The organism is Ruegeria sp. CDSC002 (assembly GCF_059610905.1).
Genome location: NZ_JBXWOM010000001.1, coordinates 293,069 through 318,557 on the forward strand (window position 1 = coordinate 293,069; position 25,489 = coordinate 318,557).

Sequence of the window (25,489 nt, forward strand, 5' to 3'; positions counted from 1 at the left end):
AGGTTCACTTTTTCGCGGCCCGTCCGAATCAATACAGGCCGGGTATTGGCCTAGTCTAACCGAATGAAACGGAAAATACCCACTGTTTGCTTTCAATCACTTGGACAGCATTCTTGAACCACGAACGCGACGCAACCCCCGGTTCCACTTGCACTTTGGGGGGTGGATGGTATTGAGCGCCCCATCTGCCTGTAATCCAAAGGAACAACGCCCGTGGACCTGACTGCGCTGCGCAATGCCAATCCTGAACACTGGAACAAGGCTGCGGCCATCCGCACCCTGACCCTTGACGCCGTCGCTGCCGCTAATTCCGGCCATTCCGGTATGCCGATGGGCATGGCCGACGTTGCGACCGTGCTGTTTGAAAAGCACCTGAAATTTGACGCCTCGGCCCCGAACTGGCCTGATCGTGACCGGTTCATCCTGTCTGCTGGTCACGGTTCGATGTTGGTCTATTCTCTGTTGTATCTCACTGGTCATGCGGACGTGACACTGGATGAGATCAAGAACTTCCGCCAGCTGGGTGCAAAAACTGCGGGTCACCCGGAAAACTTCCTGGTGAACGGTATCGAAACCACCACCGGACCACTGGGTCAGGGCATTTCCAACGCAGTTGGTTTCGCCATGGCCGAAGAAATCCAGCGTGCGCATTACGGCAAAAAGGTAGTTGATCACTATACTTATGTGATTGCGGGTGACGGTTGCCTGATGGAAGGCGTCAGCCAAGAGGCCATCACACTGGCTGGCCGTCATGAGCTGAGCAAGCTGATTGTTTTCTGGGACAACAACAACATCACCATCGACGGCACCGTGGATATTGCTGATCGCACCGATCAGGTGCGCCGCTTCAAGGCCTCGGGCTGGAACGTGATTGAAATCGATGGCCATGATCCGATCGCGATTGATGCGGCCATTGTGCAAGCCAAATCGTCGAACAAGCCATCCATGATCGCCTGCGAAAGCCATATTGCGCTTGGTCACGCCGCACAAGATACTTCCAAAGGTCACGGCGCACTGACCGATCAGGATCAGCTGAAAGCCGCCAAAAACGGCTATGGTTGGCCCCATGATGCCTTTGTGGTCCCTACTGACGTCAAATCGGCTTGGGAGGCCATCGGTGCCCGTGGCGCGGCTGAACGCGCCGAATGGGAAGAGCGTTTCGCGCAGATTTCCGAACGCAAACAGGCCGAATTCAACCGCGCCTATGCGTTTGATGCACCTAAGAAACTGGCCGGTGCCATCCGTGCGTTCAAAAAGCAGATGTCGGAAGATCAGCCGAAACTCGCCACCCGCGCGTCTTCGGAAAAGGTTCTGAACGTAGTGAACCCGATCATGCCCGAGACCGTTGGCGGTTCCGCCGACCTGACCGGGTCGAACAACACCAAATCTGCGGATATGGGCGTGTTCCTGCCGGAAAACCGCAAGGGTCGCTATATCCACTATGGAATCCGCGAACACGGCATGGCCGCAGCGATGAACGGTATGGCGTTGCACGGCGGTATCCGCCCCTATGGCGGCACGTTCATGGCGTTCACCGACTATGCCCGCCCCTCGATGCGTTTGGCCGCCTTGATGAAGGTGCCTACGGTCTTCGTGATGACCCACGACTCAATCGGTCTGGGCGAAGACGGCCCAACCCACCAGCCGGTTGAGCATCTGGCCATTTCGCGCGCGACGCCGAACACTTATGTGTTCCGTCCCGCCGATGTGGTTGAGACGGCTGAGGCATGGGAACTGGCGCTGACGTTCAAAGACAGCCCTTCGGTTCTGTCGCTGACCCGTCAGGGCGTGCCGACGGTGCGTAAAGAACACAAGGCCAAGAACCTGACCGCGCAAGGCGCATATGTTCTGGCCGATGCCGAGGGCAAGCGTCAGGCCATTCTGATCGCCACCGGGTCCGAAGTGTCGCTGGCGATGGAAGCCAAAGCGATGCTCGAGGCTGAAGGCATCGGCACCCGCGTCGTCTCCATGCCGTCGATGGAGCTGTTTGCGCAGCAGGATGAAGCCTATCGCAAGCGCGTCCTGCCGGGCGGCCCTGTCCGCGTCGGTATCGAGGCCGCCGTTCGCGCCGGTGGCTGGGATCGCTGGTTGCTGGGTGAACGTGGTCGCGAAGCCAAAGCCGGTTTCATCGGCATGTCCAGCTTCGGTGCGTCGGCCCCAGCCGGTGAACTGTACAAGCATTTCGGCATCACCGCCGAGGCGACAGTGGCCAAGGTCAAGGAACTTCTGGGTCAGTAAACACTCTGCTCATCAGCCAGATACAAAAAAGGGCGGTTTTGGCCGCCCTTTCCTATTTTGGCTGCTTTAGCTCGGCCTTCAACGCCGTATAGGCCCGTTTCGCATAATCCAATCGCAATTCATACCGTTCTGCTGGCACAATCCCATCGGGCACGTTCTGCCCTGCAGCAGACAAAACCTGCCTAACATGCGTTCCATATAGCGGAATGAATTGCGCCGACTGGCCGCTGAGCAGGTTAAACAATCGCCCCCCTGCCCACTTGGCGCGTCGGGCCGCAGTCTCCGCCGTGTCGATCCGGAAATGCAGTACCTGGTAAAGCCTGAGCGGTTCAAACGGCATTTGTTCCGCGCCAAGGTTCATGGCCGACAAGGCCGCCGTTTTGCGTTTGGCTGCGCGCCCCTTCAATTGTATGCGGACCCAACTCTGAACCGGTCGATAAGCCGGCAAATGGCTCAGGTCACTCATTTCAGGATTCTCAATTCAATGGGCATCAGTCTTCTTTGAAAACATCCCGATCATCGGCCCGACCACCTTTGTCGCCACCGGGATCAGAACAAACCCCCATGCCAGACCGAACACACCGTCCATCGTCGCCTTGGATCCCCATTCAACAACACCGGTCCACTGCTCAGACACGGAATGACCAATGGCATAGGCCCAGTCGTGGATGTGGTGTCCCAGCCACCCAAAGCCCAGAACCTCCATCCCGTGAATGATGATGGAACCGCCGACCCACAACATCGCGGCTGTGCCGACTATGGACAGGATTTTCATGACAACCGGCATGGCTTTGACCAACCCGCGCCCAAGCCCTCGCCCAATCGGTGTCGGTGCGTTTTGCGCGAGGTACAGCCCGACATCGTCCATCTTCACGATCAGGGCAACTGACCCGTAGACCGCCACGGTGACACCGATCCCCACAACCGCCAAGGTCGCGGCCTGCATCCACAGGTTTGGGGCCTCAATCGCGGCCAGCGCAATCGTCATGATTTCAGCCGAAAGGATAAAATCCGTCTTGATCGCGCCTTTGACCTTCTGCTCTTCCAGGTGGCCGGGGTCGCGAATGGCCATGTCTTCGTCGATAACGTGACTGCCATGAGGGAATAGGACATGAAATATCTTCTCGGCCCCCTCGAAACACAGGTAAGAGCCGCCGATCATCAGCAAAGGCGTGATCAACCAAGGAGCAAAATTCGCCAGTAGCAAAGCAACCGGCAGCAGCAGGATAATCTTGTTGAATATGGAACCACGCGCGATGCGCCAAATGATGGGCAACTCGCGCGCCGGGGCGAATCCTTGAACGTATTTCGGGGTTACGGCGGCATCGTCGATGATCACACCGGCGGTCTTTGCGCCCGCCTTTCCGGCCGCCGCGACCACATCGTCCACGGACGAGGCCGCAACCTTCGCAATACCTGCTACGTCATCCAACAGGGCCAACAGACCGCTCATGGTGTTTCCTTTCACTTCACCTGCCGCAACCGGAGCCTACCCGATCCGACGGCTAGCGCAAGCGTTAGCGCAACCGGCGCAGGTTTGCGCTAACACGTTAAAAATATGTCACTTTTGGTCTTTTGAGAAAGCGCTTTGACAGCTATATGGCGTCCAACGCAAGCGCATTTGGAGACAGCACATGACCATCAAGGTCGGTATCAATGGTTTTGGCCGCATTGGCCGCTGCACGTTGTCGCATATCGCGGCATCCGCCCGCAACGACATCGAAGTGATCAAGGTCAACGCAACCGGCCCGCTGGAAACCACAGCGCACCTGCTAAAGTATGACAGTGTCCACGGACGTTTCCCCCGCGATGTCGCAATCGATGGCAAAACCATGGATCTGGGCCGCGGCCCGATGGAGATGTTCTCGACCTATGACATGAACGAACTGGACTGGGATGGCTGCGATGTCGTTCTGGAATGCACCGGTAAATTCAATGACGGTCTGAAAGCCAAAACACACCTGGATCGCGGTGCACAAAGGGTCCTGCTGTCTGCCCCGGGCAAAAACGTCGATAAGACCATCGTCTATGGTGTAAACCACAACAGCCTTGTGGCCGACGACAAAATGGTCTCGAACGGCTCGTGCACCACGAACTGCCTTGCTCCGCTTGCCAAGGTACTGGACGAGGGTATCGGCATCGAGAACGGCATCATGACCACGATCCACGCCTATACCGGCGACCAGCCGACCCTTGACCGCCGCCATAGTGATCTTTACCGCGCCCGTGCTGCCGCGATGTCGATGATTCCGACATCGACAGGTGCCGCGAAAGCCTTGGGCGAGGTTCTGCCCAATCTGAAAGGTCGCCTGGATGGTTCGGCCATCCGTGTTCCGACCCCGAATGTTTCTGCGGTTGATCTGACATTCCGCGCTGCTCGTGATGTAACGGTAGAAGAAGTGAACGCTATCGTACGCGAAGCCTCGTTGGGTTCGATGCAGCGTGTTCTGGGCTATGAACCCGCACCGCTGGTTTCGACCGATTTCAACAACACCGAGGAAAGCTCGATCTTCGCACCCGATCAGACCCGCGTTGTCGGCGACCGCATGGTTCGCGTTCTGGCTTGGTACGACAACGAATGGGCGTTCTCGGTCCGCATGGCCGACGTGGCAGTTGCTATGGGTCGCCTTAACTAAGGTTGCTTTGAAATCTTGAACCTTTTCGCCCGCTCAGGTTAACTGGGCGGGCGTTTTCGTCCGGGGCTAGCATGACAAATCAAATCGCCATCTGGCTTGCCCTGCTCATTCTGGGCTTGTTTGTTATCAGCTATGCCCTCTTTGGAACCGAACAATTCGTGTTCCTTGGCAAGAAACTCTACACCTTTCTGGACTGGCTCGCCTTCTGGCGGTGACAGAGGTTTTGCTTGACTTTTCCTCTGAACTGGCTTTGTTAGCGCTAACTTCACATTGGCCGCATTTCGGACGGAGCAGGACATGACACTCAAGCTGGCAATCAACGGATTTGGACGGATCGGACGCGGCGTGCTGCGGGCGGTCATGGAATCCGGGCGCACAGACGTTGAAATCGTTGCGATAAACGACTTGGCGAAGCCGGAAATGAACGCGCATCTGTTCGAATTTGACAGCGTCCATGGCCGGTACGGCAAACCTGTCATTTTGACCGAGGCAGGCCTGGATGTTGGAAACGGTCCGATCCGCCTGAGCAGTGAACGCGAGCCGGAAAAACTGGATTGGTCCGATGTGGACGTCGTTCTGGAATGTACTGGCGTATTCCGGACACGCGAGGCCGCATCGCGCCATTTCGCGAACGGATCGAAGAAAGTCTTGATCTCGGCCCCAGCCCGCGGCGATGGCGCTGTGAAAACGATCGTGTTTGGCGTCAACGATCACGAGCTTACGGCCGAAGATAACGTGGTGTCTAATGCGTCTTGTACCACCAACTGCCTGTCACCGGTGGCCGCAGCGCTGGACGCAGGGCTAGGCATTGTCCACGGCAACATGACCACGGTTCACGCCTACACAGCCAGCCAACCTGTCCACGACACTGCCGGCAAAGACCCATACCTGTCCCGCGCGGCAGCATTGTCGATGATCCCGACCACGACAGGCGCGGCCTCTGCCGTTGGCCTCGTCTTACCGCAACTGGCCGGAAAACTGACCGGTCAGGCCATTCGAGTCCCCACACCGAATGTGTCCGTGGTTGATCTGGTCGCTGAAGTCTCTCGCCCGACGACCGAGGACGAAGTCAACGCGCTGTTTACCGAAGCCGCGGCCAGAATCCCCGGGGTTCTGGCGGCTGAGAACCGCCCGCTGATCTCAGTGGATTTCAACCACGACCCACACAGCTCGACCGTTTCGCTGCCGGAAACCAAGGTGACCGACGGCACTCTGGTGCGTGTGCTGGCATGGTATGATAACGAATGGGGGTTCTCGAACCGGATGCTGGATACCGCCGCAGCGATGGGTGCCCTAGCCTAAACGGTCACGTAGCGCGGCATTAACACGGGGCGTGACGAATTTCGACACGTCCCCGTCCAACCGGGCGATTTCCTTAACCAATTTGGAGGCAATGGCCTGATGCCGCGCCTCGGCCATCAGGAAGACCGTCTCGACCGTGTCGTCCAACGCCCGGTTCATTCCGACCATCTGGAATTCATATTCAAAATCCGCAACAGCCCGCAGCCCGCGGACAATGATCTGCGCCCCAACATCACGGGCGCAGTCGATCAGCAGGTTTTCAAAGGGATGCGCAACGATTTCGGTTCCCGTTTGCTCGGTCAGATGAGCACATTCCGCCTCGATCATCGCAACGCGTTCCTCGAGCGAGAACAAAGGCCCCTTATCGCGGTTGATCGCAACGCCAATGACGAGTTTGTCCACCAAAGCAGCCGCACGGCGAATGATATCGATATGACCCAAGGTGATTGGATCGAATGTTCCGGGATATAATCCAACCCTCATCGCGGCCTCCTGCGCAATAAAATTTCTGCGCAAGCAAACATAACTTCGCCGCAGGTGCAAGAGGCAGCTTTGGGGTTCAAGGGCCTCAATGCCCCATGATCATGCCTTGCAGCGCGTCTTTTTCCATAGCCAGTTCTGCCAGCTGCGCCTTTACCACGTCGCCCAGTGTGACGATCCCCACCAGCTTGCCATCTTCGACAACGGGCATGTGGCGAAAGCGCCCTTCGGTCATGCGGGTCATGATATCCTGAACCGTGTCCTGCTGAGTGGCTGTCACAAGGTTACGGGTCATATAGGCGCTGACTGGCTGCGCCAGGCAACCACTGCCGCTTGCGGCCAGCTCCCTTACGATGTCCCGCTCGGAAAGGATGCCTGATGCCGTTTCGCCGCCATCTTCTGATACAACAACCGTCCCGATCCGTTTTTCGGCCAGGATTTTCGAGGCGTCAGCCACAGTGATTGTCGGGCTGACTGTCTCGACCCCTCCGGTGGCCTTGGATTTCAGAATGGCCTGAACGAGCATAAGCGTAACCTCCGAAATAATGTCCTGTTTTCCAAAGCGTTGCCGGAATGCTTAAACCTGTCAAGGTGACACTTGAGCCTCAAGCCGCTCAACCTCTTCCCGAATACCCTGCGTCAAGGCCTGCGCAAACCGGTTCAATCTTTCATTCCGCTGATCGCCCTGATGTCGCACCAGGTGAAAACTCCGGGTCAAACTCACCTGATCCGTCAGGATTTTCTGCAGGTTGGGATGAAACGGCAAGGTGAAGTCATGCGCCACACAAACCCCCGTTCCAAGCGTGGCCTGCCGCAGCTGAACCGACACCGAATTCGATGCAAGCGCGACACGGTCAACACCGATATCCACTAGATAATCCAGCTCGCGGTCAAAGATCATATCCGGAATGTAGCCAATCATGCGATGGCCACTCAGGTCCTGGATCGAACGGATTGCCGGGTAAGAGGCCAGATAGTCGCGCGTCGCAACAAGGTGCAGTTTGTAATCGGTGATTTTCTGGACCAGAAGGCTCCCAGCTGTTGGTGCACTGACGGTCACCGCCATATCAGCCTCGCGCCGGGACAGGTTGATCACGCGCGGCAGGGCCAGAATCTGTATATCCAGATCGGGGTTTGCATCGCTGATTTTCGCGCAGACCTGCGGCAAAAGATAGTTGGCCGACCCGTCCGGCGCGCCAATCCGTATTTGTCCGCTGAGCGTTTTCGACGTGCCCGCCATCGCGCCAGCTGCCGCGCGCATCGCCTCTTCGGCTTTCAGCCCGTGTTCCATCAGGCGTTCGCCCGCAGCGGTCAAAAGGTAGCCTTGTTGCGACTTGGTAAACAGGGGGGCTTCCAATGAGGCTTCCAACCGAGCAATCCGCCGCCCGACGGTGGCTGGGTCTATCTTGAGCTGACGCCCGGCAGCCGAAAGGCTTTCTTCGCGGGCGACGGCCAGAAAGACCCGCATATCATCCCAGTTTGGTGTCACGCCCCGCCCTTTGCATTTTTGCAAGACATCTTTGGGACATTGCCTCTGTTCAAGCAATTTATGCAAGCCTATTGTGCGCACAAACGCATCGGAGGAGATCTGCAATGACCGAGCTGTCCCATTTCATCAACGGCGAGAATGTCGCCGGAACCTCAGGACGATTTGACGACGTCTTTAACCCCGCCACTGGCGAGGTTCAGTACAAGTGCCCGATGGCAAGTGCTGCTGAAACCACGGCGGCAATCGAAAGCGCAGCCGCCGCGCAGCTGGCCTGGGGTGCAACCAATCCACAGAAACGCGCACGTGTCATGATGGCCATGGTTCACCTGATGAACCGCGACATGGACAAACTGGCCGAGGCGCTCAGCCGCGAGCATGGCAAAACCATCCCAGACGCCAAGGGCGACTTGCAGCGCGGTCTGGAAGTGATCGAATACTGCATCGCCGCACCGCAGATGCTGAAGGGTGAGTTCACCGACAGCGCAGGCCCTGGCATCGACATGTATTCCATGCGGCAGCCGCTGGGTGTTGTTGCATCCATTATGCCGTTCAACTTCCCAGCCATGATGCCGCTTTGGCACGTAGGCCCTGCCCTGGCCTGCGGCAACGCAGTGGTTCTGAAACCGTCCGAGCGTGATCCCTCCGTTCCCCTGATGCTAGCAGAGCTGTTTGTCGAAGCCGGCCTGCCCAAGGGCGTCTTCCAGGTCGTCAATGGCGACAAAGAGGCCGTGGACACTCTGCTGGACAGCGATACCATTCAGGGCGTGTCCTTTGTTGGCTCGACCCCGATCGCGCAATACATCTATTCCCGCGCGACTGCGAACGGTAAGCGCGCGCAGTGTTTCGGCGGCGCCAAGAACCACATGATCGTCATGCCTGACGCGGATCTGGATCAGGCGGCCGACGCTTTGGTCGGTGCCGGGTTTGGCGCGGCGGGCGAACGCTGCATGGCCATCTCGGTTGCTGTGCCCGTTGGCGAAGAAACAGCCGACGCACTGATCGAAAAGCTGATTCCACGCGTTGAAAAGCTGAAGGTCGGCCCCTACACCGCCGGCGATGACGTCGACATGGGCCCAGTTGTAACCGGTGCTGCCAAAGAGCGTATTCTTGGTCTGATCAACTCGGGCGTAGAACAAGGCGCGAAGCTGGTTGTTGATAACCGCGACTTCAGCTTGCAGGGCTATGAGGACGGCTTCTTTGTCGGCCCACACCTGTTCGATAACGTGACGCCTGAGATGGACATCTACAAGCAAGAGATCTTTGGCCCGGTTCTGTCGACCGTGCGCGCAGGCTCTTATGAAGAAGCGCTGAAACTGGCGATGGATCACGAGTACGGCAACGGCACTGCAATCTTCACTCGCGATGGTGACACCGCCCGCGACTTTGCCAGCCGTGTGAATATCGGCATGGTCGGGATCAACGTTCCGATCCCTGTTCCGCTGGCCTACCACACCTTTGGCGGCTGGAAAAAATCTATGTTTGGTGACCTGAACCAGCACGGTCCGGACAGCTTCAAGTTCTACACCCGCACGAAAACCGTCACAGCGCGCTGGCCGTCGGGCATCAAAGAAGGTGGCGAATTCAACTTCAAAGCGATGGACTGATTTCCCGCCCAAACAAATTCAAAAGGCCGCCCCGTTGGGCGGCCTTTTTCGTTGCGCGGCGAGGGGTCAGTTCTGTAGAAATTCGCGCAATGTGACTCTGCCATCAAAATCCGCGTCAAACTCGGCCATGACCATCCGAAGCTCATGCGCGGGGATACAAGCTTTGGCGATGCCTTCGATCTTGTCGCTTTCAACCATGGTCAGGCATTCGGCCGACAGCGGCTCATCCATTTCCGGATCGGGGAACTCGATGAGATCCCGCACTTCCATGGCCACAAATTCATCCGGGGACACCACGCCATTTTCGTCGGTGTCATATTCGAGAAACTCCACCGCCCGCTCTGCCAGATAGAAGATTTCGAATTCAGAAAATTCGACGTGACCGTCTGCGTTGGAATCCGCCCGATCGATCTCCTCAGCTGCAATAGCCTCTGGTGTGCAGGATTCTTTTGCCGCATCACAATCATCCCCGACGATGAGGCCCTCTTCTTCCGTCAGGAATTGGTACAATTCCGGTTCAGTAATCACCCCATCCCCGTCGCGATCCAACTCGGCAAAGAAGATCCGCGCCATAGGCGTTGCTTGTGCAGGTGTTTGGGCAGACCCCCAATAAAGACCAGCCAGTAACAAGACCGGCAGCAGATAGAGCGTCTTAGGGGCAAAACGGCTGAGCGTTCGAATGGGCATTTCATCTTCTCCGACAGTGTCTGGTGAAGGCCCTGCCAGCTCGCGGTCGATCACACCACGCACGAGTTCGCTCATCGACGATCCGTGCTGTTCGCTCAGATCTGCCAACTTGCTTTTCAACTCATAAGATACGCGAATTTCCAAGGTTTCCGATTTCTTGGTCATATCGTGCGGTCTCCGAACATCTGTGGGCCTGTCCCCTGGAATTGGAGCAGACATGCCAGAAAAAATACCCCAAGCCGTGTCCCGCAAACAGCAAAAACCTGTCCGGACACCGAGTATTCCCCCGTCCGGACAGGCAATAAACTGCGTCAAATGTGTAAATCTCACGGAAAATTTAAGCCAAGCATCTGGCCCTGAGGGAAAGGAGTTACTAAATTGCCGGAAACCATAGAGCATTCCTTCAGGAGGCATCCGTGTCCAGTTCCCGTATTAATCGTCGTACCGCCTTGCTGGGTGCTGCGTCCGTCTTAGCGACGCCGACGCTTCTGCGCGCCCAAAGCTCAGATGCTTTCCCAACAACAGAAGAGGCGATCAGCACGCAACTGCCGGTGCGCCGCAATGTCTCGTCCTTCTCGCAACAGAACTGGCAGGACCATTTTGACCAGCTGGGCGCTGGGGCTTTGCTGGCCGATATCACAAGCCGCGCGGTGCACTATTGGGGCCCCGATGGCACCTACAAACTGTACCCCAGTTCGGTACCGATGAGCGAAGAGCTGACGAAGCGCGGTTATACCAAGGTTGTGCGCAAGGCTGAAAATCCTAGTTGGACACCAACCGCGTCGATGCGCGAGCGTGATCCGCTTTTGCCAGTGCGTATGGAAGGTGGTGAACCAGGCAACCCGTTGGGCACCCGTGCAATGTATCTGGGCTGGCCAGCCTATCTTGTGCACGGCACCCACGATACGCGAAAAATCGGGCGCCAAAGCTCGTCCGGGTGCATCGGCCTGTACAATCAACATGTCGAGGAATTGTTTCCTCTCGTCCAGGTCGGAACCCAGGTCAGACTGGTCTAACGACAAAGCCCCGGCCATAAGGACCGGGGCTTTTTCATGAAATCAAAGTATCTTATTCCGGCAGGATCACAGCGTCGACAACGTGGATCACACCATTGCTGGTCTCAATATCGGCCTGAATGACTTCGGCACCGTTAACTTTCACGCCGTTCTTTGCATTTACGCTCAGGCGATCGCCTTGCACGGTCAGAACCTTGGCGCGCTTGCCAGCGATGTCACCGGACATCACCTTGGCGGGAACCACGTGATAGGTCAGAATTTCGACCAGTTGGTCTTTGTTCTCCGGCAACAGCAGTGTTTCCACCGTACCTTCGGGCAGTGCCGCAAAAGCGTCATCAGTCGGTGCGAACACTGTGAACGGTCCGTCACTTTTCAACGTGTCGACAAGCCCCGCAGCCTGAACGGCGGCGACCAATGTGTTGAAGGACCCGGCCGATACTGCGGTATCCACGATATCTGCAGCCTGTGCTTTTACAGGCAGTGTCAGTGCAATTGCGGCGGCGGCGCCCATAAACGTACGACGAAACATGGCTGTCATCTCCTCTCCAGCTAGTTATGGAAAGGGGTACGGGCGCTTAGTCGCGCCGGATCACTAACAGATCAATTTTCTTTGACCTGAACCCATATACTTTGAGCACGCCCGTCCTTCAAAAATGGCAAAGATTCCACCGCATCGGGGCGATCCTGTTGAAGGTAGTATCCGGGCCAAAGCATTGAATATGCACCAGATTGCAGGAGTGCATGAAGCATGTACTGCTCACCCCAGCCTGGGCAATCATAGAAGAACCGTTTAGGATATTCGTAGGGCAGAAAAACATCGTGTACATGAATGACCACACCGGGTTTGAGCGCCGGAATGATGCGGCAGAACAGGTGCGCGACGTCATTGCTCATGCGAACAACGTGGCTGGAATCGATGAAAAGGACATCACCGGATTCGAGTTGTTCGAACAGTGCCGGATCGACTTCTTCCAGACGTTTTTGTTCGAACTGATCCACCACATGCGCGATATCTGCCCGTGGGTACGGATCGATTGCGGTGACGTTGGTCTGCAATCCGCCGTCAATTATCGCCTGCCGGGTCACACGGGTCGAGTTGCCGCAACCCACCTCGATCACGCGTTTTGGTTTGAACCGGCGGATCATCAGATACAGCGCATCCGCATCCGGGCTGTCGTAGTACCCATTGTTGATACGATAACCGGTCTTGTTGTGCGCCGGGTCCTTCAATGCTTCCAGAGAAGCAGAGTGTTCTTGGTATTCCGACAACAATTGAGTGATGTCGAACCCTTCCATCCCCGGAGACAGAGCATAGGCAGATCGGGTCAGACCCCCTGCCCGTTCAAACGCCTCAAGGCGCGCGCGTTCGTCCCGCTCGGTCACTTTGTCGATCAGTTTCACACCAAACCGATCAAGCGCGGCGTTCAGCCGGGGGAATTTCCTTGGTTTCACGGGGGGCTCCGGGTTTGGTGGCGGTCTAGACGCCTCCTTACCTGTGCGCATGGGGGCTTCGCAAGAACCCAGCTGGCAAACACTTGGCAAAAAGACAATTTCCGTATTCACTGGTTGGAACACAGTTGCGAGGGCCGGAATGCAGCAGGAATTTACGCTGGGCATCGAAGAAGAGTATCTGTTGGTTGATCGAGACAGTCTGGAACTCGCCGAAGCGCCTGCCGCGTTGATGGAAGCCTGCCAGGCCGATTTTGAAGGACAGGTCAGCCCCGAATTCCTGCAATGCCAGATCGAGGTCGGTACGCGACCGCATGTGACCATCAGCTCTGCCCGCGAGGATCTGAAACGCTTGCGGTCCTGTGTTTCGAAACGCGCCGCCGAGCACAACCTTGCCCCAATCGCTGTATCCTGCCACCCCTTTGCCGACTGGAAAAAACAGCAACATACGCGCAAAGACCGATATGACGCGCTGCAACACGCGTTGGGCGGAGTGGCGCGGCGTATGCTGATCTGTGGCATGCATGTCCATATCGGGGTGGCCGATTCAGCCTTGCGCGCCGACCTGATTCCGCAGCTGTCCTACTTTCTGCCGCATCTCTTGGCCTTGTCGACGTCATCGCCATATTGGAACGGTGAGGACACAGGACTGTCTTCGTACAGATTAACGGTGTTCGACAACTTGCCACGGACCGGTCTGCCTCCGATCTTTTCCGGTTGGTCCGAATATGAACGTACTACGGGCGTTCTGGTCGAACTGGGCGTGATCGAAGATACCACGAAAATCTGGTGGGATTTGCGACCGTCGCACCAATATCCAACGCTGGAGACCCGGATCATGGACGTGCAGCCCCGCATGGAGCATGCACTGTCTCTGGCCGCGATGGTTCAAGCATTGACGCGCATGCTATGTCGCCTGAAAGACCGAAACCTCAGGTGGCGACAATACGATCGGTTCCTCATTGGCGAAAACCGCTGGCGTGCGCAACGCTATGGCGTTGGCGAAGGGATGATTGACTTCGGTGATCGCTCAATCAAACCCATGCCGGAACTTATGGGCGAATTGATGGGTCTGCTGGCCGAAGATGCCGAAGCGCTGGGCACCATGACCGAGTTGGCAAAGCTGCAGCAGATTGCCCAGAACGGCACCTCGGCCACTCGCCAGCGCCGGGTACATGCCGAGGCAGCGGCAAAAGGTGATGACCCCGGCAAGGCTGTGGTTCAACACTTGATTGACGAATTCCATCAAGACCTCTGAACCTTAGCAAGTTTTCCCGCACAAGAATGTGCCAGTGATTGCTGGCCGTGCAAAATTTCTGTAAGGATTGGGAAATAAACACTCGTTCAATTCATCGGGCAGCGTGGGAGGCAATCCATGGATTTCGCAACAACCGAAGAGCAGAACGCAATCTTCGACATGGCCCATGATTTCGGGCAAGAAAACATCGCCCCATTTGCCCGCCAGTGGGAGGCCGACGGCACCATCCCCAAAGACCTTTGGCCGCGCATTGGTGAGCTGGGTTTCGGCGGCCTTTATGTCTCGGAAGACAGCGGCGGTTCTGGCCTGTCTCGTCTGGACGCCACGCTTGTGTTCGAGGCTTTGTCGATGGCCTGCCCCTCGGTTGCGGCCTTTCTATCGATCCACAACATGTGCGCCAAGATGCTGGACAGCTTTGGGAGTGGCGAGCTGAAATCCCGCATCATGCCCGATGTTCTAAGCTTGAACACCGTGCTCAGCTATTGCCTGACCGAGCCCGGCTCAGGTTCTGACGCGGCCGCTTTGAAAACCCGCGCGGAACGAACGAACGAAGGCTATACCCTGAACGGCACCAAGGCTTTCATCTCGGGCGGCGGATACTCGGATGCCTATGTCTGCATGGTGCGCACCGGCCAGGATGGGCCCAAGGGCATTTCGACGGTCTATGTCGAGGATGGCAACCCCGGCCTGAGCTTTGGCGCGCTGGAACAGAAGATGGGGTGGAAAAGCCAGCCTACGGCGCAGGTGCAGTTCGACGATTGCAAGATCCCTTCCGACAACCTTGTAGGTGTCGAGGGCGACGGTTTCAAATACGCGATGAAGGGGTTGGATGGCGGGCGTCTGAACATCGCGTCCTGTTCTCTAGGTGCCGCACAAACCGGGTTGAACATGACACTGCAATACATGTCCGAGCGGAAGGCTTTCGGGCAATCCATCGACCAGTTTCAGGCCCTTCAGTTCCGTCTGGCAGATATGGAGATCGAATTGCAGGCCGCCCGGACATTCCTGCGTCAGGCGGCGTGGAAACTGGATCAAGGCGCGCCGGATGCAACAAAGTTCTGCGCTATGGCCAAGAAATTCGTGACCGAAACGGGATCGAAAGTGGTGGATCAATGCCTGCAATTGCACGGCGGCTATGGTTATCTGGCCGACTATGGCATCGAAAAACTTGTGCGCGATCTGCGCGTGCATCAGATATTGGAAGGCACGAACGAGATCATGAGGGTCATCGTTGCCCGCCAGATGCTCTCTCAGCGCTGAGGACTTTATGTCAGACATCTATATTCGCACAGCAGGCCGTGCCGGTCGTATCACCCTGACCCGGACCAAAGCGCTAAATGCGCTCAGCTATGATATGTGCCTGGCCATCGACACCGCTTTGCGCAACTGGCGTGAGGATGACGCGGTCGATCTGGTCATTCTGGATGCCGAGGGCGACAAGGCCTTTTGCGCGGGCGGTGACATTGCCGAGCTTTATGAGACCGGCACCATGGGCGATTTTGAATACGGCCGAAAGTTCTGGCGCGATGAGTACCGCTTGAATGCTCTGATCTTCGAATACCCAAAACCGGTAGTCAGCTTCCTACAGGGTTTCACGATGGGTGGAGGCGTCGGCATCGGGTGCCATGGCAGCCATCGCATCGTTGGTGAAACGTCGCAAATCGCCCTGCCCGAATGCTCAATCGGTTTGGTTCCGGATGTCGGCAGCACGCTGATGCTGGCACTCGCACCCGGACGGTTAGGTGAATACCTCGGCACAACCGGGCATCGCATGGGGCCAGCCGATGCCATTCTGGCCGGTTTCGCAGATCGTCACATTCCGATCCAGCAATGGTCTGATCTGATCGACATGCTTGAAGCATCCGGCGACGCCAGCATTCTTGAAAGCCATTCCGACACGCCGCCCGAAGGTTCGTTGGTCGCAATGCAAGATGCAATTGAGACGGATTTCGGGGGCGAAACTCTTGGAGATATACAGAACAGCCTGCGCAACTCAAACAATGACGCCGCCGCTGACGCGCTGAAGTTGATCGGGCGTAATTCACCACTCTCCATGGCCTGCACGATCGAGATACTGCACCGTCTACGCACTCCAAACCTGACCATACGCAAGGCGTTGGAGCTGGAGTATCGCTTCACCTATCGCGCGATGGAACACGGGGATTTTCTGGAAGGTATTCGGGCGCAGATCATCGACAAGGATCGCAACCCGAGCTGGCGCCATCAGAACCAAGACGTACCGGCTGTCGCTGTTTCAAAGATGCTACAACCTTTGGGCGCGGACACGCTGACTTTTGAGGAGGATTAAGGAATGAAAATCGGGTTTATCGGTCTGGGCAACATGGGCAATCCGATGGCGGCCAACCTTGCCAAAGCAGGGCATGATGTCAGCGGCTTTGATATGGCGGATGTCACCGTGCCGGGTGTCACTATGGCCAGCTCCGGCCCTGAGGCCGCGACCGATGCCGACATCGTCGTGACCATGCTGCCAAACGGGCAAATCCTGTGGGCGGTGGCAAATGAGATTATACCCGCAATGGCGCCCGGAGCGGTCTGGATCGACTGTTCGACGGTCGATGTAGACAGCGCCCGCGCCGTTGCCGAGCAAGCCAAGGAAGCGGACGTTCTCGCAGTAGACGCACCGGTGTCGGGTGGCATCGGCGGTGCGGCAGCGGGTACGCTGACCTTCATGGCTGGCGGTAGCGACGCGGCGTTTGAAAAAGCATCGCCGCTGTTCGACATTATGGGTCAGAAAGCCGTGCATTGCGGCGAATCCGGTGCTGGTCAAGCGGCTAAGATTTGCAACAATATGATTCTGGGCGTGACCATGATCGCCACCTGCGAGGCCTTTGCATTGGCCGACAAGCTTGGGCTAGACCGGCAAAAGATGTTTGATGTGGTCAGCACGTCCTCGGGCTATAGCTGGACGATGAACGCCTACTGCCCCGCCCCGGGCGTTGGACCAGCCAGCCCCGCGGATAACGACTATCAACCCGGATTTGCGGCCGAGTTGATGTTAAAAGACCTGCGGCTCAGCCAGCAAGCTGCTGAAAGTTCGGACGCAGACACGCCAATGGGACAGGTTGCAACAGCGCTTTATGAGAAATTCGTCGAATCCGAAGACGGGCTGGGCAAGGATTTTTCCGCCATGCTGCCACGTTTTGAAAACCGTACCCGGAGCTAGTCGCCACAGGGTGGCGACTTCCTGCCCATCGGGTTGACCGGCAGACAAACAGCGGCCATCTGTTTCCTAACCGCGCTTTAACGCGAAAGGAAACATGATGTCGCGAATTCTGTCTGTTACTTTGACCATTGTCGCGCTTTCATTGAGTCCGGCTACAGCAATTGCAGGGAACGGAAAGAGTAAGGCGGGTCATTGCCCGCCAGGCTTGGCAAAAAAAGCAGTGCCCTGTGTTCCGCCGGGTCAGGTAAAAAACCAGTACAAAAAGGGCGACTATATCACGCGCGACTACCGCTGGATCAATGATCCCTACCGTTATGGTCTGAATCGCGGCGGATCCTACATTCGCGCGGGCGATTACGTTTATCGTGTCGACCCCGAAACGCAAAAGGTGCTGAACCTGATCGGCGCAGCGGCTGATATTCTTTACTAAAGAACTGCACTATTCCGCAGCAACGCGCGCACCATCCAACATCGGTTTGAGATACCTGCCGGTATGACTGCGATCGACCTCGGCCACATTCTCGGGCGTCCCGGTTGCCACGATTTCGCCACCGCCATCGCCGCCTTCCGGGCCGATATCAATGATGTGGTCGGCGGTTTTGACGACATCCAGATTGTGTTCAATCACAACGACAGTATTGCCCTGATCGACCAGTTCATGCAGCACTTCCAACAACTTGCGCACGTCTTCGAAATGTAGGCCAGTGGTTGGTTCATCCAGAATATACAAAGTCCGCCCGGTCGAGCGTTTGGACAATTCCTTTGAAAGCTTCACGCGCTGCGCCTCGCCACCCGAAAGTGTGGTCGCCTGCTGCCCAACCTTAATATAACCAAGCCCGACCCGCGCCAGTGCGTCCATTTTATCGCGGATCGACGGCACGGCCTTAAAGAACTCCTGCGCGTCTTCGACGGTCATATCAAGGACATCGGCGATAGACTTGCCTTTGAACTTGATCTCCAGCGTTTCGCGGTTGTACCGCGCGCCCTTACAGGTTTCGCAGGTGACGTAAACATCGGGCAGGAAATGCATCTCAATCTTGATGACACCGTCACCCTGACAGGCCTCGCAACGACCACCCTTGACGTTAAAGCTGAACCGTCCGGGCTTATAGCCGCGCGCCTTTGCCTCGGGCAGACCGGCAAACCAATCGCGGATCGGCGTGAAGGCCCCGGTGTAAGTCGCTGGATTTGAACGCGGAGTTCGCCCGATAGGGCGCTGGTCAATGTCGATGACCTTATCCAGATGCTCCAACCCTTTGATGGTTTCGCAGGGCGCCGGCGTTTGCCGTGCGCCGTTCAAACGCATGGAGGCAGTTTTAAATAGCGTCTCAATCGTAAGCGTCGATTTTCCGCCTCCGGAAACGCCGGTGACGCAGACAAACTTGCCGAGCGGAAACTCCGCCGTCACGTTCTTCAGATTGTTCCCGGTCGCTTTGACAACCGTCACCTTCTTTTTGTTCCCTTTGCGTCGCTCAGCCGGGACCGAGATCTCGCGGGTTCCCGACAAGTATTGCCCGGTCATCGAGGCCGCATCAGCCGCGATTTGATCAGGTGTGCCTTTGCTGACAACCTGACCACCATGCACTCCAGCCCCCGGCCCGATGTCAAAAACATAATCCGCCTCGCGGATTGCTTCCTCGTCATGCTCGACGACAATCACTGTGTTACCCTGATCACGCAGGTTCTTTAGCGTCCCAAGCAAGCGATCATTGTCCCGCTGGTGCAGACCAATGGACGGTTCATCCAGAACGTACAAAACCCCTGTCAAACCAGATCCGATCTGGCTGGCCAGACGAATGCGCTGGCTTTCACCACCAGACAAGGTACCACTTGAGCGGGACAGCGTAAGGTATTCCAAACCAACATTATTCAGAAATCCCAGTCGCTCACGGATCTCCTTGAGAATGGCACGCGCGATTTCGTTCTTCTGGACACTTAGATGGTTCGGTGCATCTTCGATCCAGGCCAGGGCCTCGCGGATCGACATCTGCACAACCTGCCCAACATGCGCGCCTGCGATCTTAACCGCCAGCGCCTCGGGCCGTAGGCGATAGCCTTCACAGGCACCACAGGGTCGGTTGTTCTGATACCGCTCAAACTCTTCACGGATCCACGCGCTGTCGGTCTCGCGATAGCGGCGTTGCATATTCGGGATCACGCCCTCAAAGCTGCGGGTGACCTGATAGACCCGCCCGCCTTCATCATAGCGGAATTGGATTTCTTCGTCGCCGGAACCGCGCAGAAACACTTGCTGCACCTTTGGCGGCAGGTCCTTCCACGGCGTGTTCTTGTCGAACTCATAGTGTCGGGCAATCGCTTCAATGGTCTGCAGGAAGTACGGCGACTTTCCCTTGCGCCAGGGCGCCAACGCCCCGTCGTACAGTTTCAGGGTCTGGTCCGGCACCACAAGACGTTCGTCAAAGAACAGCTCGACACCCAGACCATCACAATCCGGGCACGCCCCGAACGGAGCGTTGAACGAAAACAAACGGGGTTCGATTTCAGGAATGGTGAAGCCGCTGACCGGGCAAGCAAAGTTCTCGCTAAACGTGATCCGTTCCGGATCGCCCTCACGCGGCGCGGTTTCGAGAACGGCGATACCGTCGGCCAAGTCCAAAGCAGTACGCAAACTGTCGGCCAGCCGGGTCTCCAGCCCTTCGCGCACGACCAACCGGTCGACGACGACATCAATGTCATGGCGATATTTCTTGTCCAGCGTGGGCGGTTCATCCAGTTCGTAGAATTCTCCGTCGACCTTAACGCGCTGAAAACCCTGCTTGCGCAGTTCGAGGAATTCTTTTTTGTATTCGCCTTTGCGGTCGCGCACGATGGGGGCGAGCAAGTATCCTCGCGTCCCCTCCTCCATCGTCATGATGCGGTCGACCATGTCCTGAACCTGCTGCGCCTCAATTGGCTGCCCCGTGGCGGGGCTGAACGGCGTTCCGGACCGGGCGAACAACAAGCGCATATAGTCATAGATCTCGGTGACCGTTCCGACGGTCGAACGCGGGTTCTTGGACGTTGTCTTCTGTTCAATCGAGATGGCTGGTGACAGGCCGCTGATGTGATCCACATCCGGCTTTTCCATCATGTCCAGAAACTGGCGGGCATAGGCCGACAGGCTTTCAACGTAACGCCGCTGGCCCTCGGCATAGATCGTGTCGAAAGCCAAAGATGACTTACCAGACCCCGACAGCCCGGTGATCACCACAAGCTGATCACGCGGGATGTCCACGTCGATACCTTTGAGGTTATGTTCGCGCGCACCGCGCACTTCGATATTCTTCAGCTCAGCCATTTTTGGCCCCCAACACACAAGTGTCTTAGAAATAGGTGAACGACGCTGGAACTCCAACAGAAAAGTTAGAACAAAGCAAGAACTGTCATCTATTCGCCGATCCGACAAAGCAGCATCGCATTTGACACGCAGAAGCTTGGCACAAATTACGAATTTACCGCTGACTTTAGGGAAAATGGCGCGGTTGACGGGGCTCGAACCCGCGACCCCCGGCGTGACAGGCCGGTACTCTAACCAACTGAGCTACAACCGCGCATCTATTTTCGTGATCCCTTAACCCGGATCCAGGCTGACAGCAGTGGCGCGGTTGACGGGGCTCGAACCCGCGACCCCCGGCGTGACAGGCCGGTACTCTAACCATCTGAGCTACAACCGCCCGCTGTCTGTTCATCGCTGAACGTTTGGGTGTATTATGGCTACGCCCCGACATCGTCAAGCGGCGTTTTGAAGTTTTTTCGAAGAACCTGATTTTTTCCGATTGAGCCACCCACCCCCGAGGCCGGAAAACCAGCATTTCATGAGCTGGATCGAATTCACCACCGGCCATCTTGCCAACCAATCCGAGTCGCTGTAACAGCAGCGCCTACGGGTGATTAGCTCAGTGGTAGAGCGCTTCGTTCACATCGTAGATGTCAGGAGTTCAAATCTCTTATCACCCACCATTCCACTTCCTCAGAATCAACGCCTTCTAAGGCCTTGAAATTACAATACTTGCCAGCTTGCATTTCAGCTGCGTATCGTTCCTGCATCTGCCGTGTGATCAACCGGCGCTGAAGCACGGGGTTTCGCATGGCCAAATTGAAACGGGATATTGGCCTTGTTGGCCTGACCTTCATTTCGGTCGGTGGAATTATCGGTTCCGGCTGGTTGTTCGGTCCCCTCCTCGCAGTTCAACACGCAGGTCCTGCCGCTATCCTTTCGTGGATCATTGGCGCGGTGGCCATGTTCGTTCTTGCGATAACCTTCGCCGAGATCTCGGCCATGCTGCCCATTCCCGGAGGGGTCGCCCGCGTCCCCCAGTTTTCGCATGGGAACATCGTTTCGATGGCAATGGGGTGGACAGCCTGGATTGGGTACAACACCACCGCCCCGATTGAGGTCGAGGCGATGCTGAAATACCTCGGGCCTTATGCTCCCTGGGTGCACACAGCCGATACGGGCGATTTGACCGGCGCGGGTATCGCTGTGGCGTTGTTTTTCATGTTGTTGTTCGTTGTCATTAATGCGTTGGGGGTAAAATTCTTCACGCAAGTCAACGCGACGCTGACATGGGCCAAAATTGCCATTCCTATCGTTCTGTCGATTCTGCTGATCGCAAGTCGATTTGACACTGGAAACTTCACCCAACCGGGTGGTTTTGCGCCGTACGGCTTGCAGGGCATCATGGCGGCTGTTTCAACCGGAGGCGTCATCTTTTCCTTCATCGGTTTCCGCCATGTGGTCGATATGGCTGGTGAGGTTCGAAACCCCAAAGTGGCGATTCCTGCGGCGTTGGTGCTGTCCATTATTTTGTGTGCGGCCATCTATGTCGGATTACAGATCGCGTTTATCGGCGCACTTGACCCGGAGATGCTGAAGAACGGCTGGGCAAGCCTGAATTTTAGCGGTCAGGGGCCATTGGACGGGGTCATCCTATCGGTTGGGATCGTCTGGTTCCTGAGCGTTTTGAACATAGGTTCGGTCATTGGCCCCTTTGGCAACGGTTTGGTGTCCACCGGTTCGAACGCGCGTATCGCGATGGCCTTGTCACAGAACGGGTTCCTGCCAAAGCGTTTGCAAATACTGTCCTCATTTGGGGTGCCCTTGTGGGCCTTGGCGCTGAACTTTCTGATCGGAATTCTGTTCCTTCTTACGGTCCCGTTCACCACCGTTATTGCCCTGAATGGTGCGGCCATAGTCGTATCTTTTGCCGTTGGGCCAATCGCCGTTGTGTGCCTGCGCCGCCTGATGCCGGACCACCCGCGGTCCATTCGCATCCCCTTCGTTAAAGTGGTGGCCATCACGGCCTTCGCTGTCGCCACGCTCATCGTCTATTGGAGCGGATGGGACACCGTTTGGCGGCTTGGCATCGCGTTGATCGTCGGGTTTGTTCTTCTTCTGGCACGGTTTCATAATCGGCTGGACGAAATGGACGTGACCGAGGCCCTGTGGCTGGTTCCCTATTTCGGAGGGATCGGCCTGATCTCGTTCCTGGGACAGTTCGGGGAAGGTGCGCTTAAGCAAATCCCCTTCGGTTGGGATGTTTTGCTGTGCGTCCTGTTTTCAGTCATCATTTTTGGTCTAGCGGTCCGATCCTCCCTATCCGCCAAAAAGTTTCAAACTTACATCGCCGAGGAAGAGGTACTGGACCCGAAGAAGCCTGTTATCGGCTTCTGAAAAGGAAAAAGGCGGGGAAGACCCCGCCTTTTCTTTGTCTATCGCCTATCGCTTAGTGCGTCGTGGCAGACGGGCTTGCGCTTTCAGTGGCCTTCGCAGCGGCTGCGGCAGCCTCTTCGGCGGCCTCATCCCACTCAATCGCTTCCGGCTCACGTACCAGTGCCAGTTTGAGAACTTCGGACACGTGCTCTACCGGAATGATCTTCAGACCTTCTTTCACGTTGTCCGGGATCTCGGCCAGGTCCTTTTCGTTCTCTTCCGGGATCAGAACAGTCTTGATGCCACCGCGCAGGGCCGCCAGCAGTTTCTCTTTCAAACCACCAATCGGCATCGCGTTGCCACGCAACGAAACCTCACCCGTCATCGCGATGTCCTTACGAACCGGAATACCGGTCAGCACGGATACGATCGAGGTCACCATGGCCAGACCAGCCGAAGGCCCGTCTTTCGGAGTCGCACCATCCGGCACGTGCACGTGGATGTCTATCTTGTCGAACTTGGGTGGCTTCACCCCAATCTGAGGCGAAATTGACCGCACATAAGACGACGCCGCATCGATGGATTCCTTCATCACATCACCCAGCTTGCCGGTGGTCTTCATCCGGCCCTTGCCCGGCAGTTTCAGCGCCTCGATATGCAACAGATCACCACCGACCGATGTCCACGCCAGACCGGTGACAACACCTACCTGATCGTCCTGTTCGGCCAGGCCATAGCGGAACTTGGGCACGCCCAGGAACTCATCCAGATTGTCTGGCGTCACCGTTACAGATTCAGCCTCTTTCTTGATGATCTTGGTCAGCGACTTCCGCGCCACCTTGGCGATTTCACGTTCTAAGTTCCGAACGCCAGCTTCCCGCGTGTAAGTGCGGATGATCGAATGCAGCGCGTCATCGGTCAGTTCGAACTCTTTGGCCTTCAGGCCGTGGTTCTTCACCTGCTTGCTGATCAGATGCTGCTTGGCGATCTCACTTTTTTCGTCCTCGGTGTAACCGGCCAGCGGAATGATCTCCATCCGGTCCAGCAAAGGCCCTGGCATATTGTAGCTATTGGACGTGGTCAGGAACATCACGTTCGACAGGTCGTATTCGACCTCAAGATAGTGGTCCATGAACGTGCTGTTCTGTTCCGGATCCAACACCTCGAGCATCGCCGAAGCCGGGTCACCACGGAAGTCCTGCCCCATCTTGTCGATCTCGTCGAGCAGGATGAGCGGGTTTGTGGTCTTCGCCTTTTTCAGCGCCTGGATGATCTTACCAGGCATCGAACCGATATAGGTCCGACGGTGGCCACGGATCTCGGACTCGTCACGCACACCGCCCAGCGAGATGCGGATGAACTCACGCCCCGTCGCACGTGCAACCGACTTACCAAGTGAGGTTTTACCCACACCCGGAGGGCCAACAAGGCACATGATCGGGCCCTTCAGCTTTTTCGACCGCTGCTGAACAGCCAGATATTCGACGATCCGTTCCTTGACCTTCTCAAGGCCATAATGGTCGGCATCCAGAATGTCCTGCGCGCGGCCCAGATCCTTTTTGACGCGGGATTTCGTGCCCCACGGCAAGGCCAGAATCCAGTCCAGATAGTTGCGTACGACGGTGGCCTCAGCCGACATCGGGCTCATGTTACGCAGCTTTTTCAGCTCGCCTTCGGCCTTTTCACGGGCCTCTTTCGACAGCTTGGTTTCTTCGATCTTGGCTTCCAGTTCGGCCACTTCATTGCTGCCATCCTCGCCATCGCCAAGTTCCTTCTGAATGGCTTTCATCTGCTCATTCAGATAGTATTCGCGCTGCGTCTTCTCCATCTGGGTTTTGACGCGGGTCTTGATCTTTTTCTCAACCTGCAGAACCGACATCTCGCCCTGCATCAGGCCATAGACCTTCTCAAGCCGCTCACTGACGCTGAGGGTTTCCAGCAGGTCTTGCTTTTGTTCGACTTCAATCCCCAAATGACCCGACACAAGGTCAGCCAGCTTTGCCGGTTCGGTGGATTCTCCAACTGCGGTCAACGCTTCTTCGGGGATGTTTTTGCGCACTTTCGCGTAACGCTCAAATTCATCCGCAACAGTGCGCTGCAGTGCTTCGGTTGTCGTAACGTCGCCCGGAATTTCGGTCAGATATTCGGCGCGGGCCTCAAAAAATTCTTCGTTTTCAAGGAATTCCGTGATCATCACACGGGCTTGGCCCTCGACCAGCACCTTCACGGTGCCGTCCGGCAATTTCAGCAATTGCAGTACATTGGCCAGCACACCGGAACGGTAGATGCCGTCCTCGGTTGGATCATCGTCGCTCGGGTCGATCTGGCTGGACAACAGAATCTGCTTGTCGTCCTGCATCACTTCTTCCAGCGCCCGGACGGATTTTTCCCGACCGACGAACAGCGGCACGATCATATGCGGGAAAACCACGATATCGCGCAGCGGCAGCACTGGGTATGAGGAGTTCAGGGGCTCTTGCATGCTCTATCCTT

The 25,489-nt window shown here is 56.7% G+C and carries 22 protein-coding genes and 3 tRNA genes; 13 read left to right on the forward strand and 12 right to left on the reverse strand.

Annotation, left to right across the window (positions count from 1 at the left end):
• Window positions 1-213 precede the first annotated feature (213 nt).
• Window positions 214-2,238: a transketolase gene (tkt, locus tag AC2FJE_RS01570; RefSeq protein ID WP_496753913.1), complete on the forward strand. Its 2,025-nt coding sequence runs from the start codon at window positions 214-216 to the stop codon at window positions 2,236-2,238.
• A gap of 52 nt (window positions 2,239-2,290) precedes the next feature.
• Here the strand turns inward: tkt and AC2FJE_RS01575 are convergent, their stop codons facing one another.
• Both AC2FJE_RS01575 and AC2FJE_RS01580 read right to left on the reverse strand, forming a co-directional pair.
• The gene (locus tag AC2FJE_RS01575; protein WP_496753911.1) at window positions 2,291-2,704 is read right to left on the reverse strand and encodes a hypothetical protein; all 414 of its coding nucleotides are present in this window, start codon (window positions 2,702-2,704) and stop codon (window positions 2,291-2,293) included.
• 15 nt (window positions 2,705-2,719) lie between these two features.
• Complete coding sequence (locus AC2FJE_RS01580; RefSeq protein ID WP_496753909.1) at window positions 2,720-3,691, reverse strand: DUF808 domain-containing protein; 972 nt, start codon at window positions 3,689-3,691, stop codon at window positions 2,720-2,722.
• 181 nt (window positions 3,692-3,872) lie between these two features.
• On the opposite strand from AC2FJE_RS01580, the gene gap (AC2FJE_RS01585) reads away from it, so the two are divergent.
• The 3 genes from gap (AC2FJE_RS01585) to gap (AC2FJE_RS01595) all read left to right on the forward strand — a co-directional run bounded on the left by gap (AC2FJE_RS01585) (window position 3,873) and on the right by gap (AC2FJE_RS01595) (window position 6,176).
• Window positions 3,873-4,874: a type I glyceraldehyde-3-phosphate dehydrogenase gene (gene gap / locus AC2FJE_RS01585; protein WP_058277839.1), complete on the forward strand. Its 1,002-nt coding sequence runs from the start codon at window positions 3,873-3,875 to the stop codon at window positions 4,872-4,874.
• A 71-nt stretch (window positions 4,875-4,945) separates the two neighbouring features.
• A complete protein-coding gene (locus AC2FJE_RS01590; protein WP_058271517.1) occupies window positions 4,946-5,089 on the forward strand; it encodes a hypothetical protein in 144 nt (47 codons plus the stop codon).
• Between the two features lie 82 nt (window positions 5,090-5,171).
• On the forward strand, window positions 5,172-6,176 hold the full coding sequence (gap, locus tag AC2FJE_RS01595) for a type I glyceraldehyde-3-phosphate dehydrogenase (protein ID WP_496753907.1): 1,005 nt from the start codon (window positions 5,172-5,174) through the stop codon (window positions 6,174-6,176).
• Here the strand turns inward: gap (AC2FJE_RS01595) and coaD are convergent.
• From coaD to AC2FJE_RS01610, 3 genes are all read right to left on the reverse strand, one after another.
• Window positions 6,168-6,659, reverse strand: coding sequence for a pantetheine-phosphate adenylyltransferase (gene coaD, locus AC2FJE_RS01600; protein ID WP_058271515.1), 492 nt, complete (start codon window positions 6,657-6,659; stop codon window positions 6,168-6,170). The two genes, gap (AC2FJE_RS01595) and coaD, sit on opposite strands and share 9 nt — an antisense overlap.
• An 85-nt stretch (window positions 6,660-6,744) precedes the next feature.
• Complete coding sequence (locus tag AC2FJE_RS01605) at window positions 6,745-7,182, reverse strand: CBS domain-containing protein (RefSeq protein WP_058271514.1); 438 nt, start codon at window positions 7,180-7,182, stop codon at window positions 6,745-6,747.
• Window positions 7,183-7,242: 60 nt separating this feature from the next.
• Window positions 7,243-8,145, reverse strand: a complete 903-nt coding sequence (locus tag AC2FJE_RS01610; protein ID WP_058271896.1) for a LysR family transcriptional regulator — start codon at window positions 8,143-8,145, stop codon at window positions 7,243-7,245.
• A 104-nt stretch (window positions 8,146-8,249) separates the two neighbouring features.
• Between AC2FJE_RS01610 and AC2FJE_RS01615 the strand changes: the two genes are divergently transcribed.
• Window positions 8,250-9,749: a CoA-acylating methylmalonate-semialdehyde dehydrogenase gene (locus AC2FJE_RS01615; RefSeq protein ID WP_058271513.1), complete on the forward strand. Its 1,500-nt coding sequence runs from the start codon at window positions 8,250-8,252 to the stop codon at window positions 9,747-9,749.
• A 66-nt stretch (window positions 9,750-9,815) separates the two neighbouring features.
• Here the strand turns inward: AC2FJE_RS01615 and AC2FJE_RS01620 are convergent, their stop codons facing one another.
• Window positions 9,816-10,601 carry an EF-hand domain-containing protein gene (locus AC2FJE_RS01620; RefSeq protein ID WP_496753904.1) on the reverse strand — a complete coding sequence of 262 codons (786 nt, stop codon included), beginning with the start codon at window positions 10,599-10,601 and terminating at the stop codon, window positions 9,816-9,818.
• Window positions 10,602-10,852: 251 nt separating this feature from the next.
• On the opposite strand from AC2FJE_RS01620, the gene AC2FJE_RS01625 reads away from it, so the two are divergent.
• Window positions 10,853-11,452 carry a L,D-transpeptidase gene (locus AC2FJE_RS01625; RefSeq protein ID WP_108858717.1) on the forward strand — a complete coding sequence of 200 codons (600 nt, stop codon included), beginning with the start codon at window positions 10,853-10,855 and terminating at the stop codon, window positions 11,450-11,452.
• Between the two features lie 52 nt (window positions 11,453-11,504).
• Here AC2FJE_RS01625 and AC2FJE_RS01630 read toward each other — a convergent pair whose 3' ends face one another.
• Both AC2FJE_RS01630 and AC2FJE_RS01635 read right to left on the reverse strand, forming a co-directional pair.
• Window positions 11,505-11,981: a fasciclin domain-containing protein gene (locus AC2FJE_RS01630; protein WP_108859083.1), complete on the reverse strand. Its 477-nt coding sequence runs from the start codon at window positions 11,979-11,981 to the stop codon at window positions 11,505-11,507.
• Window positions 11,982-12,052: 71 nt separating this feature from the next.
• Window positions 12,053-12,904, reverse strand: coding sequence for a class I SAM-dependent methyltransferase (locus AC2FJE_RS01635; protein WP_496753903.1), 852 nt, complete (start codon window positions 12,902-12,904; stop codon window positions 12,053-12,055).
• Window positions 12,905-13,043: 139 nt separating this feature from the next.
• Here AC2FJE_RS01635 and AC2FJE_RS01640 point away from each other — a divergent pair, with 139 nt between their 5' ends.
• The 5 genes from AC2FJE_RS01640 to AC2FJE_RS01660 all read left to right on the forward strand — a co-directional run bounded on the left by AC2FJE_RS01640 (window position 13,044) and on the right by AC2FJE_RS01660 (window position 17,773).
• Complete coding sequence (locus AC2FJE_RS01640; protein WP_282118526.1) at window positions 13,044-14,159, forward strand: carboxylate-amine ligase; 1,116 nt, start codon at window positions 13,044-13,046, stop codon at window positions 14,157-14,159.
• Window positions 14,160-14,276: 117 nt separating this feature from the next.
• Entirely contained in the window at window positions 14,277-15,419 is a 1,143-nt protein-coding gene (locus AC2FJE_RS01645) for an acyl-CoA dehydrogenase family protein (protein ID WP_496753901.1), read from the forward strand.
• A gap of 7 nt (window positions 15,420-15,426) precedes the next feature.
• Complete coding sequence (locus AC2FJE_RS01650) at window positions 15,427-16,467, forward strand: enoyl-CoA hydratase/isomerase family protein (RefSeq protein ID WP_496753899.1); 1,041 nt, start codon at window positions 15,427-15,429, stop codon at window positions 16,465-16,467.
• A gap of 3 nt (window positions 16,468-16,470) precedes the next feature.
• Window positions 16,471-17,343: a 3-hydroxyisobutyrate dehydrogenase gene (gene mmsB / locus AC2FJE_RS01655; RefSeq protein ID WP_496753897.1), complete on the forward strand. Its 873-nt coding sequence runs from the start codon at window positions 16,471-16,473 to the stop codon at window positions 17,341-17,343.
• A gap of 97 nt (window positions 17,344-17,440) precedes the next feature.
• The gene (locus tag AC2FJE_RS01660) at window positions 17,441-17,773 is read left to right on the forward strand and encodes a hypothetical protein (protein ID WP_282168386.1); all 333 of its coding nucleotides are present in this window, start codon (window positions 17,441-17,443) and stop codon (window positions 17,771-17,773) included.
• 9 nt (window positions 17,774-17,782) lie between these two features.
• Here AC2FJE_RS01660 and uvrA read toward each other — a convergent pair whose 3' ends face one another.
• The 3 genes from uvrA to AC2FJE_RS01675 all read right to left on the reverse strand — a co-directional run bounded on the left by uvrA (window position 17,783) and on the right by AC2FJE_RS01675 (window position 21,017).
• Window positions 17,783-20,641: an excinuclease ABC subunit UvrA gene (gene uvrA / locus AC2FJE_RS01665; protein WP_496753893.1), complete on the reverse strand. Its 2,859-nt coding sequence runs from the start codon at window positions 20,639-20,641 to the stop codon at window positions 17,783-17,785.
• A 176-nt stretch (window positions 20,642-20,817) separates the two neighbouring features.
• Window positions 20,818-20,894 (reverse strand) — tRNA-Asp (locus AC2FJE_RS01670).
• A gap of 46 nt (window positions 20,895-20,940) precedes the next feature.
• Window positions 20,941-21,017, reverse strand: a tRNA-Asp gene (locus tag AC2FJE_RS01675).
• Between the two features lie 211 nt (window positions 21,018-21,228).
• Between AC2FJE_RS01675 and AC2FJE_RS01680 the strand changes: the two genes are divergently transcribed.
• Window positions 21,229-21,303, forward strand: a tRNA-Val gene (locus tag AC2FJE_RS01680).
• Window positions 21,304-21,430: 127 nt separating this feature from the next.
• Window positions 21,431-23,017 carry an APC family permease gene (locus AC2FJE_RS01685; RefSeq protein WP_496760530.1) on the forward strand — a complete coding sequence of 529 codons (1,587 nt, stop codon included), beginning with the start codon at window positions 21,431-21,433 and terminating at the stop codon, window positions 23,015-23,017.
• Window positions 23,018-23,069: 52 nt separating this feature from the next.
• Here AC2FJE_RS01685 and lon read toward each other — a convergent pair whose 3' ends face one another.
• The gene (gene lon / locus AC2FJE_RS01690) at window positions 23,070-25,478 is read right to left on the reverse strand and encodes an endopeptidase La (RefSeq protein WP_058277828.1); all 2,409 of its coding nucleotides are present in this window, start codon (window positions 25,476-25,478) and stop codon (window positions 23,070-23,072) included.
• Window positions 25,479-25,489: the final 11 nt, after the last annotated feature.